Below are 17037 nucleotides of genomic sequence, written 5' to 3' on the forward strand. Positions count from 1 at the left end.
AGGCGACGCGTCCGTATGGCCTGTCCTCACCTCGCGTACCACCGGTCGGCTAACGGCGAGGAGTTCGACGAACCGCGAGCGTACTGCACCGTCGCGGACCGGTTCGTCCAACCGATGCGCGCCGACATCTGCAACGACCGCTACGGTCTGGACCACGCAGACCACTGCGAGATATACCGCGCCCGCAACGGGGAGGGAGAGTCGTGACCTACGAGTCGTATCTCGCGGGCGACCCCCTCGTCGTCACCGCGGCGTTGACGGGCGGCGTCCACGGGAAGGAGGCGAACCCGAACCTGCCGGAGACGCCCGAGGAGATAGGCAAAGCGGCCGCGGCGGCGGAGGCGGCGGGCGCCGCGGTGGTCCACCTCCACGCCCGGCGACCGAACGGCGAACGGTCGTTCGACACCGAGCGTTTTCAGGCGATAGACGACGCGGTGCGGCGGTACGCCGACGACGTGATACTCCAACACTCGACGGGCGGCACCGGCGCGCCCGCCGAGGACCGCCACTTACCGCTTCGGACCGACCCGCCGCCGGAGATGGCCTCTCTCGACATGGGTCCGCTGAACAGATACGATCACCTGACCAGCGAGAACACGCGAGCGATGGTCGATTCGCTCCACGACGAGATGCGAGAGCGAGGAATCAAGCCCGAACTGGAGGTGTTCAACGACGGCCACCTCAACGAGGTGTACGGCTTGCTGGAACGGCGAGAGGTGGCCGACCCGGTGTACGCGACGCTCATCTTCGGCGGCGGAACGCTCACTCGGCCGCGTCCGCGGAACCTGCTGAACGCCGTCGACAACCTCCCCGACGGCGCGCAGTTCAACACGCTCGGATTCGGCCCGCACCAGTTGCCGTTCGCGACGATGGGCGTCCTGTTGGGCGGGCACGTCCGCGTCGGACTGGAGGACAACGTCTACTACCGCCGGGGCGAACTCGCAGAGAGCAACGCGCAACTGGTCGAACGGACCGTCCGCGTCGCGGAGGAACTCGGGCGTGAAGTCGCCACTCCCTCGCAGGTCCGCGACGTACTCGGCCTGTAACCGGGCGAGAGCATCCCAGAGGCTACTCGGGTCGCTCCCGTACCTGCCCGGTATGCCGTCAGCGTTCCCGGACGCCGCCCACGTCGCGGCCGTCGGAAGCGACTCGGCGAGGCGGGCGTCGACGCCGTCGGAGTCGCGCCGCGTCGAAACGCCGTGCGACATGAGTGAACCGACGGGGTCTCGGTGCGACGTGACGAAACGAGAGAGTTCCCTCACCGGCGCCGAGAAGCCTCGAAAGAACGCAATTCGGCATCTCCGCTCCCACAGAACTATACCCGTCGGCGGGAGAGAGGGTGGTATGCGCGGACTTGCCAAGACGAGTCGGAGCCACGGTTCGATGGAACTGGTCGACCGAGAGAGACCGGACCCGGGGCCCGACGAAGCGTTGATAGAAGTCGACTACGCCGGACTGTGCGGAAGCGACGCGGGAATATACGAGTTCGAGTCGGCGTTCGAACGGATGACGCTCCCCAACGTCATCGGTCACGAGTACTCCGGCCGCGTCGTCGAAGTGGGCGGAGGGGTGACGAACTTCTCGGTCGGCGACCGAGTCGTCGAGCGACCGATTCGCGGATGCGGCGAGTGCTATCAGTGCCGAATCGGCGAGGAGAACGTCTGTCAGAACGCGGTCATCACCGGCGTCGACCACGACGGAGCGTACGCGGGCTACATCGCCGTGCCGGAGTCGGCGCTTCACCCCGTTCCCGACGACGTGCCGCCGAAACACGCCGCGATAGTCGAACCGACGAGCATCGGCGCGCGCGCCGTCATCGAGAACTCCCGCGTCGGCGCGGGCGACCGAGTCATGGTCGAAGGGCCCGGTCCCATCGGCCTCCTCACGGCCCAAATCGCCGACGCCCAAGGCGGCGAGGTGGTCGTCGCGGGCGTCGGACAGGACACCGAGTACCGCCTGCCCCTCGCGGAGGAACTCGGCTTCCGGACGATAAACGTCGAGAGCGACGATTTGGACGCCCACCGCGAGACGCTGACCGACGGCGTCGGCTACGACGTGGTGTTCGACACGACGGGGCACCCCTCGGGACTGACGATGGCCGTAGACGAGGTGCGAAAGGGCGGACAGATAGTCCTCGTCGGCCAGACGGGCGAGACGACGATGCCGTACTCGCCGTTGGTCCGCGCGGAGGTAGACCTCCAGTGTTCGTACGCCTCGATGTACGACGATTTCGAGCACTCGCTTCGCCTCATCGCCTCCGGCGACGTGGACTGCGAGACGTTCCTCGACGACCGGTTCTCGCTTCTCGACGCCGACGAGGCGTTCGAGACGTTCGTCTCCGGCGGGACGTGCAAGCCCGTCTTCGACGTCTCCGAACTGCGAGGATAAGTCGCGAACCGTCGGTTCCGCCGCGCTTGCCGGCCGCGCGTTCGACCGGGCTCTCCCCGGGTCGAACGCCTCACTCCGTGTCCGCTTCCGGATTCTGCTGGCGTCGGTACATCGCGGCCATCTCCCACAGTATCTGCTCTATCTCCTCGCCGTCCGCCGCCGTCTCCAGTTGTCTGTAGAGGTCCTCAGAGATGGTCAGTTGGGGCATTTCACTAGTGGTGATTGGTGACACGGCAAAGTATGTTCGGGCCCGTCGGATTCGGGTGAATCACCGATTTCGAGTGGGGTCGCGGTAGGGGTGAGACCGGCGTGCCGGTCGTACCGCGGACGGGCGAACCCGCCGAACACGGGTTTAAACGGAAGCGGTTCGATGAACGCTCATGTTACGACGCGAGGTGCTCCGCGGCGGTGCGACGATGGGTGCCGTCGCCGTCGCGGGCTGTGCGGGAGATTCGGACTCTCCCGCCTTTCGGGAGGGGTTCGAGGAGGGAATCGGCGACTGGGAGAGCGGTGCGGCCATCGGCCCGGAAGTCGACATCGAGGAGTTCGAGTGGGAACTCGGGGTGTCCGACGCGGAAGCCGCGACGGGCGACCGGTCGCTGCGTATCTGGAACGAGGGCGACTACGACGACGGGGTGACGTGGGGCGTTCACCCGGTCCCCGTCGAGTCCGGGCGGTCCTATCAGGCGACGGTGAACGCGCAGTTCTGGAGCGAATCGGAGTCGTTCAACACGCTCCGGGACGCCGTGGTGCGCCTCGGACCCGAACCGCCGGACGTAGAGGAGGACTTCCCGCAACCGGGCGTGAACACGACCGACCTCGGGGAGACGCCGTACGGCGGCCTCCGCGAACCGCTCTGGCTCACCGACGGCTGGCGGGAGTACAGCTTCGAGTGGACGACGCCAGAGATATCCTCGGAGACGCTCTACGTCGCCCTCGGCACCAGCGTCATCTGGGAGGGCGACGCGACCCACTACGTCGACGACGTCTCGGTCGAACTGGAAGCGCGATGACGACGAGTCTCAACGGCTTGGTCGGTGGCGCGGTGGTGGGGGTCCTCGCCACACTCGCGGCGCACGCTGTCGGCGGGCGGGAGGCGACGGAGACGGCCTCGCGGTGGAGAGCGTACCTCGTTCCGGTCGCGTACGGAAGCGCCGCGGGCGGCCTGTTGGTCGCACTCGAACTGTTCGTCCTCGGGATTCTCGCGGTTCCGCCGTCGAGGGGCGAGGCGCTTACCGTCGCCGTCGCGTGGAGTATCGCGCTTTTGGTCGCCGCACTCGCCGTCCGGCGGTTCGCCCGCGAGACCCGGTTCGGGCGACTCCAGCCCAGAAAACTACTGGTGTATCATTGGTGTCCGGAGTCGGACTCGGAGTCCGGATTCGGCTGACGAGGATTACGTGACGCGGGGTGTCGTCGTTCGTTCTCTACCAGAACGATTAGTGATACGTCCCGTCGTTCGGTGAAAACGAGTCGCTTTCGAGTGTCGGAATTGCGAAGAAGACGGGCAGATGCCCTGTAAGCCTAGGCCGGGATTTGAACCCGGGCTCTCTCCGTCGGGCGATTTGGGGCACGCGGCCCCGCGCCCTCCGGAACCGGCTGTACCGCCTGTCGGTTTAGCTGGCTGTACCCGACAGACAATGAGCCTGAAACCGACTCCGCCGCACGACGCGAAGAATCGCTACCTCAACGACAAGAAGCCCGGCGTTACCAAGAAGACAATCAAGAATTACCGTACCACCACTCGGCAGTTCTGCGACTGGCTGGACGAGCAGGGTGTCACGGACCTCACCGACCTCGACAGCGAGATTATCCAGCGGTACAAGGAACACCGCCTGTCGAACGTGAAGGTCATCACGGCCCGGCAGGACATGATGACGCTCAAGCAGTTCATCGAGTTCTGCGAACACATCCAAGCCGTCCCTCGGGGCATGGCCGACATGGTACGGATTCCTTCCGTGAGCGAGGATGACGAGATTTGTGACGACCTTCTGACCCGGGAAGAGGCATCGGACGTGCTGGATTTCCTCGGGAAGTTCGAGTACGCGAGCAACCGTCACGTCACTCTGCTAATCCTCTGGAAGACAGGTATGCGTATGAGTGGGCTTCGAGCACTCGACCTCGGAGACTTTGACGACGGACGACCTGCCCTCGAACTCCGTCACCGGCCTACATCCGGAACGCCGCTGAAGAACAAAGAGAAGAGCGAGCGAGACGTACTGATTACGTCCGAGACGGCAGAGGTCCTCCGTGACTACGTGGAGAGGAACAGAGAGGATGTGACAGACGAAGAGGGACGGAAACCGCTTCTCGCGTCCAAGAGCGGGCGTGTGGTTGAGACGACGATTCAACGCTACGTCTACACCGCGACTCGTCCCTGCTACTACAACGGCGGCGAGTGTCCGTTTGACCGCGACCCTGAGACTTGCGAGGCAATGTCGTGGAACGCTTCATGCAAGTGTCCGGGTAGCGTCAGCCCGCATGCTCTACGGCGTGGGTATGTGACTACTGCTCGAAACGCAGGACAACCAAAAGACGTGACCGGAGAACGTGTGAACATGAGCGGGAAGGTGCTTGACAAACACTACGACAAGGGAACTTCTGCTGAGAAGGCAGAGAGGCGTCGGGACTACATTAGGGATATTTGATTTAGCGATTTCCCATGTCCTTTTGGCACCCAAGGAAGGGGATTAATATGTATTAGAAGTATTGTACGGAGTAGAGATGTTTGGAGCATCGTTCGACACTCCTAAATTTGACCAACTGTTGCTCGTGGGAATAGGTCTTTTAGGAGCGATATTTTCTGGATATCTTTTCGTACAAGCCCTTTCTACTTCAGATAGCGGGACAATATCTGGTTCCGGAATATATACAGTCATTTTTTATATGCTGTCTCTTGCACTATTTATTCGATACAGAGCTTGGCGGCGCAAGCAGCGTGAGGAGTAATTATGGGGGAGGAACGTTTTCAATTCGGACTCTGGGACCTTTTGAGTGTTGTATTTGGCGGTCTTGGTGCTGGTATGGGTGTCGGATTAGCTTTTTTACCGGATTCGCTTCCGGGGTTCCTTTCAATACAGCTCATCGGAGCCATTGCAGTACTCCTTACTGTCCTATCACTTCTAATTCAGGCAGTTTCGATTGAAGAGGAAACAGAGGAAACAGAACAAGAAACGGTAGAAGTTCCAGTTTCAGTATATAATAGTCATTTGGGAAGCATTCGAGAAGCAGGATATTACGAGGGGCGCTATAATCGATACCGAGAACAGTTAATTACCGAGAGAACAGTTGTTCAAGAAAACCATAGTCTTGACGAGTACCGGGAAATTAGTAAAAACAGGAATCTTGATGAATTCACCGATACTGGTGACGAGGAAGATGAAGAAGAGGAACAGCACAGTACGGAAGATGAGGAAGAGAATACTAATCAATACCCATCACACGTCGAAAAGAAGGTAACGAAGCTTGAAAAAGAGGTAGAGAAGGAACTAGAGTATGAGTGACACAGAGCGTTATCTCTCGCAGTCATTTGCATGAGAAGGATTGCGGTAAGCAGGTAACTATCCAGAAGGCGACTGACAACAGCACGTTCGAGTACTGAGGCACACCACTTGTCCTTCCATGCTCTCTGGTTCTTCGAGCTTAGATGAGTTCCTGTTTCTGTTCCTCAAGATACTCATAGGTCATATCAGATAGCTGGCTGACCATCTGAAGAAACAATCTCATCACCAGTTGTACTATTTCGCCAATATCTGCATATGTCATAAAAAACGCAAAATCTTCGCTGTCCCACTCTTCAAATATATCTTCAACCGTTTCTGCAAATTCCTCAGTTGTTACTCCGTTATCGTTTAGTGCAGCTAATAGATGTCCGAAACCATCAGACATATCTCCGGCGTTATTCATCAACTCCGTGAAATCCATTTCCGGATAGGATTCTCGCTGAGCCATTTCAAAAAGCTCGGTCAGAATTTCTATACCCTGCTTCTGGCTGTTGACCTCTGCTACACTACTTGCCTTTGAATATAGCTCAGAGAGAGTTCCAACATGATTCGCGGCTTCATCAGGGACGCCCTCGGGATAATTTCGAGCTTTCACGTACAACTGGTCAGAGAAATCGCTCAAGTCGCCCAATATCGCGTCGTATCCGATTTCAGACCTCAACCCGGCACGGTAGACTGTTTGGTTCCCTCGGCTGGCCAAGTTTTGGCAGTCGTCGAACCAGTCCTCAACCTCGGTTTCTGCTTTTCGTTGCTGTTCTCTATAACGTCGCCACTCGTGCCCGCCAACAGCTCCGACCAGTCCACTTACTATCGGAGTAACCTCCATTACCGGAAAACCTGACAATCCCGCTTGAAGTATCATGAATGACTGTTTCGTGAGAAGGTGTTGTTAATCTACCTTACAGTCAAGATATGGAGTATTTCTGAGAGAGTTTCTTCTCCGCACGTTCCAGCATCTTCTCTATGCGTCGTAGATTCATCTTTATCAATTTGAGCGACATGTAGACAAAATCGGGGGAGTTGTCTGAGCGACTAACGTTTATCTGCCATTCTTCGATAGGATTGATGTTTTAAGCCGAAGGAGTGACCGGTCACCAACTCCCTTTGCCAAATGCGTGGGAGGTAGTACCGACTGTAGTACTGCCTGTACTACGGGTTGAAATATATCCGGTTATAGAATCGGAGTACTATTTCGGTGAACATCAAGAAGGGCCGCAGCAGCCTATGATAAATGTGATAGAGCGGTGAATCTGTCTGACCTATCTCGGCGTACAACTGTAGGGGGACGGACCAACGCCAGAGACGACGGCTCGCAGTAACCGGACACCACACGTTGTCAACCTCTGGGAGAGCGGTATTCACAGTCGAACTGGTGAAGAGTTAAGAATACATCTCACCGGCCACCACCTCGCCTGCGGCTCGGGACGGTGGCCGCGGCCTTCTTGAGGAAAACCGCTCTCGCCAATCCATAGCCTGTTGTCAGCACCGGAACTCATAACAGTCCGAGTATCAGTACCTGTTTTCCGACCTGTTCTACTTACAGTAATGGTAAACGGTTTATATACCCCCTCTCCCACGAGGTCGTCTACAACCAACCACTATCTGCACCGGCGTCAGTCGAACGCCAGTTGAACTGAAGTGCGTCGTCCGTCTGGTAACGGTCGAAATTCGTAGATTCCAACTTTCCGGCGCGAATCCGATGCTCCACCTTCCCATACACCTTGGCGAATTGTCTCTCAGAGATACCCGATTGTTCCCGTATCTCGGTAAAGAGAGAGTCGTTGGGCTTGGACGCAGGATGGCACTTTCGTCCTTTCCCATCTGTATGGACCGTGTACGCACAGACGCAGAATGCAACAACCTCAGCAGGGAACCCCATGTGTTGGAGGTCGAGGCGCGTGAACGACTCAATGGCTCTCCGTCTCTGAGATGGCATCATCTCCAGTTTGTCCGAGAGAGTTGCTGCGAGGTCCCTGTTCATTCGATATGTTAGGTATTCGTAGTTCATTCGGTGACCATTGACCAACCCCTGATTGTTTCGGTCCAGATACTCGTAGTAGTCTCTCTTGTTCAGGGGGTAGTGGTCAGTAAGCCAGTCACCATCTCCATCCCAGTCTGACCAGCCAATATACGTCGCGTTGTTCGTGTCCGGCTTCACTAATTCGGCATAGGCGTGGCTATCTGCTGTAGCTGTCATAGTAATTCGTTGAGCCCGAAGTGCGTCAGAGAACTACCTTTCAGAACTATTCGCTAAACTGGTTGGTAGTCAACTGACGATACGAGAAAGCTCTACAATAGAATATGTGTGCTCAAGCAGTATAGTTCTTTCTTAGAGAGTGTCTGCGGGGGAGAACTGACGAAGAAAGAGAATTGGTCCAGAGGTTAGCTTAAAATTGAGAAAAATTTGCTGACCGACTAACGTTGTTCGCCTTCGCCTGTGGGGATTGATGTTTTAACCCCTTGGGTGGCGAGCCTTCTCGCTGAAACTCGCATTTAGAAAAACCACGGTACGCAGGAGGGTAGTTGCGCACGCGGGTGTCCTTGATATAGAGTAAGAAGCAGCAAAATAATCCGCAAAACGGGTAGAATTGCTACGCTCTAATCGGCGGAAAAGTTATGGTAGAAGGGCGCAGTCTACGAATTACAGTCAGCGCCGCAGGCGCAAGCCTAGGCCGGGATTTGAACCCGGGCTCTCGTCCTTACCAAGGACGCGCTTTACCGCTAAGCTACCCAGGCGCGTCTTCTGATAATGCCGAACTCTCTTTAGGCGTTTCGATTCTGAGGCGGTACGACACGGAGTTTCACGGGCGGGCTATCGGTCCGTCGCCGACGAGGGAACGCGGTCGTCGGACCCCGAGTCCGTGGCCGAAAGCGACGCGATTCGGTCGGTGGTCGCCTCCGAGAACGCCGTCGCGGCGGGGACGAGGCCGCCATCGACGTCGCACTCTCGGCCGAGGTCGGTCGCGTACTCCAACAGAGCAGGCGGTGCCTCCCCGCCGGCGGAGGTGGTTCCGGCGATGACGGCCAACGCGAAGATGTCGGCCTCCAAGTTGCGGTCGAGTGCCGCGGTGTCTGCGCCCTCGCGGCGGCGGTGCGTCTGGTCGCGTCCGAACGCCCGAACGACTTCGACGGCGCGGGTGGCCGCGTCGGTTCGGGCGAGGAGGTAGAACCCCCGAGCGACGAGTACGTCCGCCGCGAGAACGTCCAGGTCGGCGGTGATGTCGCTGTCGTCGTCCGTCGTCCACGGAACGTCGTGAGCGAGCGAACGAGTGAGTCGGAGGCCTTCGTAGATGAGTTGTACGCCGGCGGCCTGTTCGGCGAGTTCGTCGCTGTCACCGGACGCGGTCCGGTGAGCGGTCGGTCCCCGTTCGGCGTCTGCGTCCACGTTCGAGTCGACTGCGCGTGCGCTCAACAGTGTCAGCACCGCGGGCGTCATCGAGGTGTCCGAGAGGCGGTCGAACAACACCTCTTTGAGGCGTTCGGGTTCGATATCGTCGAGCACTTCGCGCGCGGCATCGCGGGCCCGCACGGCGTCGTCCATCGGCCGAATGTTACGGCGGGAAGGGCAAAGACCTTTGGAAAACCCACCGGAGAACGGTGCATGATTCGGACGACGGCGGACGGACGCGTTCGGACGGTGACTATCGACCGACCCGCCCAGAGAAACGCGCTCGAACCGACTGACCTCGACGCGTTGGAGGCGGCCGTAACGGAGACAGACGCGTCGGAGACGCCCGTGGTCTACCTCCGCGGCGCGGGCGAGGACGCCTTCTGTGCGGGCGCGGACTTAGACGCCGTCGCCGGACTGTCGGACCCCGAGGCGTTCGCCCGCCGCGGCCAACGCGCCGCCGCCGCCATCGCCGAGGCGGACGCCGTCGTCGTCGCGGGAATCGACGGGGCGGCGCGCGGCGGCGGCGTCGAACTCGCTCTCGCGTGCGACGTTCGGGTCGCCACGCCCGCCGCGACGTTCGCCGAACCGGGCGTGCAGTTCGGCCTGTTCGGCGCGTGGGGCGGGACGGCCCGCCTCCCGCGTATCGTCGGCGAGGGCGAGGCGATGGATTTTGCGCTCTCCGGACGAGTCGTCGGCGCGGCGGAGGCGCGGCGGATGGGATTGGTGTCGCGCGTCACCGACGACCCGCGGTCGGTGACGACCGAGATAGCCCAGAACCGCCCCGACGCGCTCTGTGTCGTCAAAGAACGCCTCCGCGACGACGCCGGAGACGAGGTGCGCGAACGGGCGGAGGCGGAGGCGTTCGGGCGTCTGCACGGCCGTTACGCCGACGACATCGCCGCCGAACGCGAGTGAGAGCCGAGACCGAAAAGAGAGCGACTCAGGGTCGAAGCGACTCGGGCGCGGGCGGCATGTGGCGCTTGTGTTCGCTCCGTTCGTACAGTTCGACGACGCGGTCGACCGTCGCCTCGTCGACGCCGAGATGCCGGACGGTGGCCGCCTTCGAGAGAGGGCCGTCCACGTGGAGTGCGAGGACGGCATCGATGGTGTCGTAGTCGACGCCCATCTCCTCTTCGTCGGTCTGTCCCGCCCACATCTCCGCGGAGGGCGTCTTCGACACCAGGTCGTCCGGGACGCCGAGAGACGCCGCGAGTTGCCGGACCTGCTGTTTGTAGAGATTCCCGATGGGGTTGCAGTCGACCGCTTGGTCGCCGTACTTCGTGAAGTATCCGAGAAGCGCCTCCGAACGGTTGCCCGTCCCGAGGACGATCTTGTTCTCGTAGTTTGCGACGAAGTAACCCAACACGGCGCGGGTCCGCACGTAGACGTTCCCGGCGGCCTGTTTGTCGTCTGCGGCCTCGGGGAACACGTCGAAGAACTCCTCTGCGATGGGCTGGATTTCGATGACGTCGTACTCGATACCGAGCATCTGGGCGACGCGTTCGGCGTCGCTCATGTTCTCTTCTGCGTTGACTTCGCTCGGCATCACGATACCGTGGAGGTTCTCTTCGCCGAGTGCCTCCGCGGCGAGAAACGCCGTCGTGGTGCTGTCGATGCCGCCGGAGAGGCCGAGGACCGCGCCGTCGGCACCGGCGTCGGAGACGACGTCGCGAACGAACTGGAGAACGTGGTCGCGGGTCGTTTCGAGTTCCGAATCAGAAAGCCGGAGGTCGAGTGGCGCCGACCGGCCGAGGACCGTCGTTTCTTCGCTCATCGACTGCAGATACCGTCTCGGAGAACTAATAGGCACGTGTTGTCGGCGTTCGGTGGACGAGCGTCAAATTAGGTCGGGTATCTTCGAGTATGTGAGAACTGGGAGCGTCAGAACGGTCGAGATGTCGCTACCGGAAGCGAGTCGCGCGTCGAAAATCGAGGGGGCCGTCGCGCGGGCTAAAGGAGCAGTGCGACGACGGCTAACACGAGGAACACCACGACGAGAATCTTCGCGATGTCCATCGACAGTCCGGCGATTCCCTGTGCACCGACTGCGTACGCGACCAGTGCCAGTACGAAAAACACTAGCGCGTAGTAGAGGAAGTCACCGCTGAACTGTACGGGCGATAGTACCTGAGCGAACGTTTGCTGAAGCATTGGTGTTACTCTCCTGCCCAATATCTCCGGTGTACGGGCCTGTGTCGTCGCCGTTCCCGTTTCCGTTGGACTCGGGCACGTACAGATACTCCCGTTACCGCAAAGACACCCCTGCCAAACCACTTTGGAAAACGGTTGGATGCCCTGACTGTGTGAATACTTCCGAGCGGGCTATCCGAGGTAGCACGTCGTGTTACACGAACTACACTTGAGGGCGCCGTCGTGCGACAGCATCACCCCGTCCGAGCACTTCGAGCACCGGCCGCAGATGCCGACGCCCGTCGCCCGTCCGACCGCCTTGAGCGCCGTTTCGAGGTACCGTAGCTGTTCTGTCTGTCGCTCGACTGCGGCCGCTAACGCGTCGAGTTGGTCGGTCGTGCTGTCTGCGTTTCGGACCATGCTGAGGAGGTTTTCGGTCATATCGGTCACTGTCTCGTCCGAGTCGGACGCGGTTCTGCCTGTCTCGAACCGCCTACTCGACCCGTTCTACGCGCCGCGACGGTATCTCTTCTCCACCTACGTACTTCGGTCCTCAGGCCGAAATACCGCCGGTTTGGACGGGGAAATCGAAGACGACTGAGAGAGAACCGAGGCGGCGTCGCACGGCGGCCGCGGACTCGTCTCGCACTCCGACGGAGTACGTCCGGAGGAACTCCTCTACGAGTCGCTTCGAGAGTGAATCGCGGTTGACGTAGAGGAACGCGAGTCGAACGAGAGAGGTGGGCGACTCGGTCAGTTACTCGTCAGCGTCTTCGCCCTGTGGCGACGGGTTGTTGTGCGTCTCGGGCTTCGAGACCTGTATCCCCGGGTCGTACCCTTCGACGTCCTGTTGGTTGATGAACGAGAACGTCCCTTCCCCGTCCGGCGCCGCGCCCGACGTCCAGGGCGCTTCTGGGTCCGACTGCCCTTCTACGTCCGTCGCCATGAACGAGTAGTTGAACTCCTGGTTCTCCTCGTCGTCCGGGAAACTGTCCGGAATCGGGAACACGTCGAACACCTCCTCGGAGTCGCCGAGGTCCTTCAGGATCTGTATCCACTGGTTTTGGTGCATCGTGTCGCGGGCGATGAGATACGAGAGCATGTCCTTCATCCCGGGGTCGTCGGTCATCTCGTAGAGGCGGCAGGCGAGTTGTCGCCCCGTCGATTCGGCGGCGATGTTCGAACACATGTCGGCCGCGAGGTTGCCGGAGGCGACGACGTAGTTCCCGTTGAACGGCACACCGTTGGCGTCGACGAACAGCGGATTCAGACCGCCAGAGAGGAACTGCCGAGGTTGGAGTCCGGCGAGGGTCGTGTAGTCGTCGCCGTGTTTCATCTCCTCTTTCAGTTCGACCGGCGCTCCCTGGAGGTTCTTGTGCACCGCAGTCGAGAGCATCTCGATGTGGCCGAACTCCTCGGTTGCGGTGTTCATGAGCGCCCGTTTGTACGGCATGAACTCCTCAGTCTGCGGCAGACCCGCCGCCTGCGCCATATACTGCAGCGCAACGCGGAGTTCGCCCTCGACGCCGCCGATGGCCTGCTGTAGCATCTTCGCGAATATCGGGTCCGGGTCTTCGACTTCGACTTTGTACTGGAGCTTACTTCCCTCGTGGTAGAACATCTATGACACCACCGGAAGCAACAAACCGATATCGTATATATCTGATACGGCATCTGGCTGAGAGTGCCTCTATCGGAAAATTAACCGGACTACTACGCTCAGATACTTTTGTATGTATGCTGGTATAATCACCGAAGTTGACTAACTGATTGTCATTTTTTCCGGTTCCGTTTCGGCGAGAGATAGAGACCGGTCGAGAGCGGATTCGACCGTTCGCCCACCGTCCCGACGGAAGTACCCTGAATCGGGCCCCTATTCGGACGACGCGCCGACGAGAGTCTCGTCTCGCATCCCCTGCTCTAGGGAACGGACGTACTCGTCTGGGTGTTCGAGAACCCACTGCCTCGCGGCGTCGAAGTTGTACGTCTCCAACCCGTCGAGTACGTCCTCCGAGAGCATGTCGTGGGTACCCATCTGGCGCATCGTCGTGAGTTCGCAGTGGACCTGACGCGGTACCGTGACCGGTCCCGTATCGGACTCGCTCATGGGCGTCGTCTCACGCGGCTCGCACTTAGGCTTCAGTATCAGTAATCCCGTCTGTACAGCGGAGAGAACGCTTCTCCGTCGTTCGTGCCGGTGGTCGGTGCGGGGCGATATCCGACGGCGTTCGGAGTGTACGTCCCGAAGCGAGAAGTCGAACCGCGAGAGAGATAGTGCGTTTGGGAGTGCCTCTGTCCGCAGTCGTGATTGTCGGCGAGAACGCATATCGTTAGTGGCCACTGCCGTCGGTTCGTCCGGGTACCGCGTCACGGCCCGTGGTCGGTTCCCCTCTCACCCGAGTCGAGAGCGAAGGGGTGTGAGTTTCGCAACCGATATAAAGCGCGGAGCCGTGGTTTCGAATCGTCGTCTCCACTCTCCGAGTGCAGACGAAGCGTGACCCGCACGGAGCGCCGATGGTCCAGTGGTAGGACATTAGCTTCCCAAGCTAATAGCCCGGGTTCAATTCCCGGTCGGCGCATTCTGCGACGAACGAAGCGAGACAGGCAGTCGCGTCTCAGTCCTCCGCCGTGGTCGTCTCGCAGGCGCCGGGGGTGTCTTCGACCCAAACGCCGAGTTGGCCGTCGGCACCGATTCGTCCTTCGAGGCCGTAACACGGGAAGTCCGTCTTCTCCGTGGCGAACGTGCGCCACTCCTCGCGTTCGTCGATTCGGAAATGGACCGTGTAACTCTCCGCGTTCTCGGTCCACGGCCCGTCGACCCGTCTCGTCGTTCCGTCCGAGTCGGTGCCGAGTCGATACGACGACCAAAACGCCACCTCGCCGCGGCGTTCCACGAGGACGTGCATCGTGTGCGCCTGGTCGTGCAGATTCACCACCCTGACGTAGCCCAGACTCGTTTCCTCGTCGGTCCGGGCCGACGTCGAGTCGCGTTCGGAGTCAGTCTCCGATTCTTCGCCACCCCCGTCTTCGCCCCCGTCGTCGTCGTTTCGGGCGTTCGTTCCTCCGCACCCCGCGAGGCCCGCCGCGCCGACGGCGGAAATCGAGAGCAGACGGCGTCGAGAGAGCGTCCGAGAGCTACGGCCGTCGCGTCGGTTCATGGACGCGACTCCGTAGCAGGGGGCAAAAGGTTTGCCGTCGAGAGTTACAGAGAACAGAGACTGTCGGCGGCGACGTCTCCGATTCGGTCGCCGACGCGGACGCCGGAGTAGACGGGACGCGCCCGACGCCACCGAACTGCAGTTCGTCCGGGTGGCGGGGGATGCCGCACGCGCGCCAGTCGCGCGCCGAGGTGGTAACCTCGCGCCCACCCGTCCGTCGGTTCCGGGTCGGTCACCCGAAGAAGTCGTCGAACGCTCGGGAGTCGAGGAGGTCCAGAAGCGTCGCGGTGGCGTCGTCGTCGAACCAGAGGCGGCGACGCCACCACGGACCGCGGCCCGAGTCGTTCGAGAGTCGGGTGACGAGTTCGTTCGCGTCCGCACCTGCCGCCGGGGAACTGAGCGGAACGACCCGGTCGAAGAGGCGGGAGTTCGGCGTTCCGGCGACGAGAACCTTCGCGTCGAACGGGTCGCGCTTGACGTGGGCGTTGTTGGCGAATCGCTCGCGATCGACGGTCGAGAGCGTCTCGTACTCCTCGCCCGTCACCGCGAACGCCACCTCGAACGCGCCGATGAGGTAGACCCCCCAGTCGGGCGAGAGATACGGTTCGGCCTCGTCGTACTCGCCGTGGAAGTCGAGCGTCGCGTAAAACAGGAGCCAGTCGCCGGGGTCGAGCGTCGAGAGCGGACCGGCCTTCACCGCGTGGTCGTCGCCGTACGTGTACGACTCGCAGTACGGATACGTCGCGAACTCCGGGTCGAGGTGGACCGGTCGGTCCATCGCGTCGGACGGGAGTTCGACCGGCGGGTCGAGGTCCGCGTACGTCGGCACCGTGGCAACGGGCAGGGTGGGTTTTCGTTCCGGTATCGGGACGTAGACGAACGTTCCGTCGGGATACACCGGCCCGCGGACGCCCGGGAGGTTCGTGTTGGCAGCGACGTTGATGGCTATCGCGCGGGGCATGGTCGAGAGTACAGACTACGTGGCGGCCGATACCGACGGTTCGAACGCGGAGACGCACGCGCGATTACGTGAGTCGACCCGCGCAGTTCCAGCACCGGTCGAACGTCCGGTCGGGTTCGTTCTCCACTCCGCACCGGGGACAGAGGCGCGCGGTCGGTCCGTCGGGCGCGTCGTCCCGCAACTCGGTCGCCTGCAGTCGCGGGACGCCCACCGCGTCGCGTCCCCCGGGTGCGGTCCGGACGTGAGACTCCCCGTTCGACGCGTCGTCCCCGTCGGCGCCGAACGGCGTCTCGTACTGGACACCCTCGTCGTCGCCGAGGAGGTACCGGTACACCACCAACTGGAGCACCGTGAGGCCGATGGCGTAGACGACTATCCATCCCCACGCGTCCATACTGTGCTAGACGGTACCAGGGCACTTTATCCTTCGGACGAATCGGCTGATTTTGCCTCGATTCGAACTCGGACCCCGTTCAAGAGGAGTCCGGTTTGGAGAGGTCGCGGCCGAACTCGTCGAACGTCTCGAGGTCGTCGGGGAGGTCGTACGGGATCTTCCGTTCTTCCTGTCGGTTCGTGAGTCTGTCTTGAATCGGGTCCGCGACGGACTCCCACCCCGGCTTTACCTTCACGCTCTTTGCGGGGATGCCGACGACGATGTGGTGGGCGGGCACGTCGCCTTGCACCGCCGCGCGCGCGCCGACGACGGCGTTCTCGCCGATTCGGCAGCCCGCGCGGACCATCGAGTCGTAGGTGATTCGGGCGTCGTCCTCGACGACGGTGTGAAAGTTCTCGACTCTCGTCTGGTCGACGATGTCGTGGTCGTGGCTGTAGACGTGGGCGTTGTCGGAGATGGACACCCGGTCGCCGATAGTCAGTTTCCCCCTGTCGTCCAAGTGGACGTCGTCGTGGACGACGGTGTTGTCGCCGATGGTGATGTTGTGGCCGTAGGTGAACGTGATACCTTTGAAAAAGCGGCAGTTGTCCCCGCACTCCTCGAAGAGGTGGTTCGCGAGCATCTGCCTGAATCGGAGCGCAAAGTGGATGTTGTCGGCCATCGGCGTCGCGTCGAACTGCCGCCAGAGCCACTGCAGGTGTTTCGAGCGCGTGAACGTCGATTCGTCCTTCTCCGCGTAGTACTCCGACTCCAGCGTCGCGTTGCACGGGTCGTACCCCTGCAGTCGGACGCGTTCGGCCGCGGAGATATCCTCGCCCGCCTGCCACCGTTCGTACGCCTCGCGGTCGCCGTAGAGGTCGACGAGAACGTCTCTGACGACCTCGCAGGTGTCCTCCTCGGAGGAGAGTCGTTCGTCCACCTCGTCGATAAACGACTGGACGTTCCGCTCCGCCTCCTCGGGGAGAGAGACGTGGACTTTCGTCATTGCATCTTGGTTCGCCTCCCGAAGACAAATCGGTTCGGTTGTGCGCAGACGGTGGTGAACCGAACGCGAACTCCCCGAGACGGCACAGACGACCCCGCGTATCCGCGAACACGCCGCGTTCGACGGCCGG

Annotated in this window: 21 protein-coding genes and 2 tRNA genes; 9 read left to right on the top strand and 14 right to left on the bottom strand. The window is 61.0% G+C overall.

Annotated elements, in window-relative coordinates; genetic code table 11:
• Window positions 1-15 precede the first annotated feature (15 nt).
• The 3 genes from BM167_RS12340 to BM167_RS12350 all read left to right on the top strand — a co-directional run bounded on the left by BM167_RS12340 (window position 16) and on the right by BM167_RS12350 (window position 2388).
• Window positions 16-207: a hypothetical protein gene (locus tag BM167_RS12340; RefSeq protein ID WP_092892879.1), complete on the top strand. Its 192-nt coding sequence runs from the start codon at window positions 16-18 to the stop codon at window positions 205-207.
• Window positions 204-1046, top strand: coding sequence for a beta-keto acid cleavage family enzyme (locus BM167_RS12345; RefSeq protein ID WP_092892881.1), 843 nt, complete (start codon window positions 204-206; stop codon window positions 1044-1046). Before BM167_RS12340 ends, BM167_RS12345 begins: the two co-directional genes overlap by 4 nt.
• Window positions 1047-1344: 298 nt before the next feature.
• Window positions 1345-2388, top strand: a complete 1044-nt coding sequence (locus BM167_RS12350) for a zinc-dependent alcohol dehydrogenase (RefSeq protein WP_092893099.1) — start codon at window positions 1345-1347, stop codon at window positions 2386-2388.
• 70 nt (window positions 2389-2458) lie between these two features.
• Here BM167_RS12350 and BM167_RS18540 read toward each other — a convergent pair whose 3' ends face one another.
• A complete protein-coding gene (locus tag BM167_RS18540) occupies window positions 2459-2596 on the bottom strand; it encodes a hypothetical protein (RefSeq protein ID WP_177213350.1) in 138 nt (45 codons plus the stop codon).
• 172 nt (window positions 2597-2768) lie between these two features.
• Between BM167_RS18540 and BM167_RS12355 the strand changes: the two genes are divergently transcribed.
• The 4 genes from BM167_RS12355 to BM167_RS18170 all read left to right on the top strand — a co-directional run bounded on the left by BM167_RS12355 (window position 2769) and on the right by BM167_RS18170 (window position 5888).
• Entirely contained in the window at window positions 2769-3401 is a 633-nt protein-coding gene (locus tag BM167_RS12355) for a hypothetical protein (protein ID WP_092892883.1), read from the top strand.
• Complete coding sequence (locus BM167_RS12360) at window positions 3398-3775, top strand: hypothetical protein (RefSeq protein WP_092892885.1); 378 nt, start codon at window positions 3398-3400, stop codon at window positions 3773-3775. Before BM167_RS12355 ends, BM167_RS12360 begins: the two co-directional genes overlap by 4 nt.
• 250 nt (window positions 3776-4025) lie before the next feature.
• Window positions 4026-5033 carry a tyrosine-type recombinase/integrase gene (locus BM167_RS12365; protein WP_092892886.1) on the top strand — a complete coding sequence of 336 codons (1008 nt, stop codon included), beginning with the start codon at window positions 4026-4028 and terminating at the stop codon, window positions 5031-5033.
• 303 nt (window positions 5034-5336) lie between these two features.
• Window positions 5337-5888 carry a hypothetical protein gene (locus BM167_RS18170; protein WP_143095501.1) on the top strand — a complete coding sequence of 184 codons (552 nt, stop codon included), beginning with the start codon at window positions 5337-5339 and terminating at the stop codon, window positions 5886-5888.
• A gap of 139 nt (window positions 5889-6027) precedes the next feature.
• Here the strand turns inward: BM167_RS18170 and BM167_RS12370 are convergent, their stop codons facing one another.
• The 4 genes from BM167_RS12370 to BM167_RS12385 all read right to left on the bottom strand — a co-directional run bounded on the left by BM167_RS12370 (window position 6028) and on the right by BM167_RS12385 (window position 9429).
• The gene (locus BM167_RS12370; RefSeq protein ID WP_143095502.1) at window positions 6028-6750 is read right to left on the bottom strand and encodes a hypothetical protein; all 723 of its coding nucleotides are present in this window, start codon (window positions 6748-6750) and stop codon (window positions 6028-6030) included.
• A 723-nt stretch (window positions 6751-7473) separates the two neighbouring features.
• Window positions 7474-8085 (bottom strand): hypothetical protein, encoded by a 612-nt coding sequence (locus BM167_RS12375; protein ID WP_092892890.1) that lies wholly within the window; start codon window positions 8083-8085, stop codon window positions 7474-7476.
• 467 nt (window positions 8086-8552) lie between these two features.
• A tRNA-Thr gene (locus BM167_RS12380) sits at window positions 8553-8624 on the bottom strand.
• 76 nt (window positions 8625-8700) lie between these two features.
• Window positions 8701-9429 (bottom strand): DUF7114 family protein, encoded by a 729-nt coding sequence (locus BM167_RS12385; protein ID WP_092892892.1) that lies wholly within the window; start codon window positions 9427-9429, stop codon window positions 8701-8703.
• Window positions 9430-9489: 60 nt separating this feature from the next.
• Between BM167_RS12385 and BM167_RS12390 the strand changes: the two genes are divergently transcribed.
• Window positions 9490-10194, top strand: a complete 705-nt coding sequence (locus BM167_RS12390) for an enoyl-CoA hydratase/isomerase family protein (protein WP_092892894.1) — start codon at window positions 9490-9492, stop codon at window positions 10192-10194.
• Between the two features lie 25 nt (window positions 10195-10219).
• Here the strand turns inward: BM167_RS12390 and BM167_RS12395 are convergent, their stop codons facing one another.
• The 5 genes from BM167_RS12395 to BM167_RS12420 all read right to left on the bottom strand — a co-directional run bounded on the left by BM167_RS12395 (window position 10220) and on the right by BM167_RS12420 (window position 13516).
• Entirely contained in the window at window positions 10220-11053 is an 834-nt protein-coding gene (locus BM167_RS12395; RefSeq protein ID WP_092892896.1) for an NAD+ synthase, read from the bottom strand.
• Window positions 11054-11229: 176 nt separating this feature from the next.
• Window positions 11230-11430, bottom strand: coding sequence for a DUF1328 domain-containing protein (locus BM167_RS12400; RefSeq protein ID WP_092892898.1), 201 nt, complete (start codon window positions 11428-11430; stop codon window positions 11230-11232).
• Between the two features lie 171 nt (window positions 11431-11601).
• Complete coding sequence (locus BM167_RS12405) at window positions 11602-11850, bottom strand: hypothetical protein (RefSeq protein WP_143095503.1); 249 nt, start codon at window positions 11848-11850, stop codon at window positions 11602-11604.
• A 316-nt stretch (window positions 11851-12166) separates the two neighbouring features.
• Window positions 12167-13030 carry a manganese catalase family protein gene (locus BM167_RS12415; RefSeq protein WP_092892904.1) on the bottom strand — a complete coding sequence of 288 codons (864 nt, stop codon included), beginning with the start codon at window positions 13028-13030 and terminating at the stop codon, window positions 12167-12169.
• 252 nt (window positions 13031-13282) lie between these two features.
• On the bottom strand, window positions 13283-13516 hold the full coding sequence (locus BM167_RS12420; RefSeq protein ID WP_092892906.1) for a hypothetical protein: 234 nt from the start codon (window positions 13514-13516) through the stop codon (window positions 13283-13285).
• A 401-nt stretch (window positions 13517-13917) separates the two neighbouring features.
• Here BM167_RS12420 and BM167_RS12425 point away from each other — a divergent pair.
• Window positions 13918-13988, top strand: a tRNA-Gly gene (locus BM167_RS12425).
• Between the two features lie 36 nt (window positions 13989-14024).
• On the opposite strand, the gene BM167_RS12430 is transcribed toward BM167_RS12425, so the two are convergent.
• From BM167_RS12430 to BM167_RS12450, 4 genes are all read right to left on the bottom strand, one after another.
• A complete protein-coding gene (locus BM167_RS12430; RefSeq protein ID WP_092892908.1) occupies window positions 14025-14567 on the bottom strand; it encodes a hypothetical protein in 543 nt (180 codons plus the stop codon).
• A gap of 232 nt (window positions 14568-14799) precedes the next feature.
• Entirely contained in the window at window positions 14800-15528 is a 729-nt protein-coding gene (locus tag BM167_RS12440) for an Nmad3 family putative nucleotide modification protein (RefSeq protein WP_092892913.1), read from the bottom strand.
• Window positions 15529-15592: 64 nt separating this feature from the next.
• Complete coding sequence (locus tag BM167_RS12445; protein WP_092892915.1) at window positions 15593-15922, bottom strand: DUF7577 domain-containing protein; 330 nt, start codon at window positions 15920-15922, stop codon at window positions 15593-15595.
• A gap of 79 nt (window positions 15923-16001) precedes the next feature.
• Entirely contained in the window at window positions 16002-16907 is a 906-nt protein-coding gene (locus BM167_RS12450; protein WP_092892917.1) for an acyltransferase, read from the bottom strand.
• Window positions 16908-17037 lie beyond the last annotated feature (130 nt).

Origin of the sequence: Halopelagius inordinatus, from assembly GCF_900113245.1 — an archaeon.
In the GTDB taxonomy this organism is placed as follows: domain Archaea; phylum Halobacteriota; class Halobacteria; order Halobacteriales; family Haloferacaceae; genus Halopelagius; species Halopelagius inordinatus.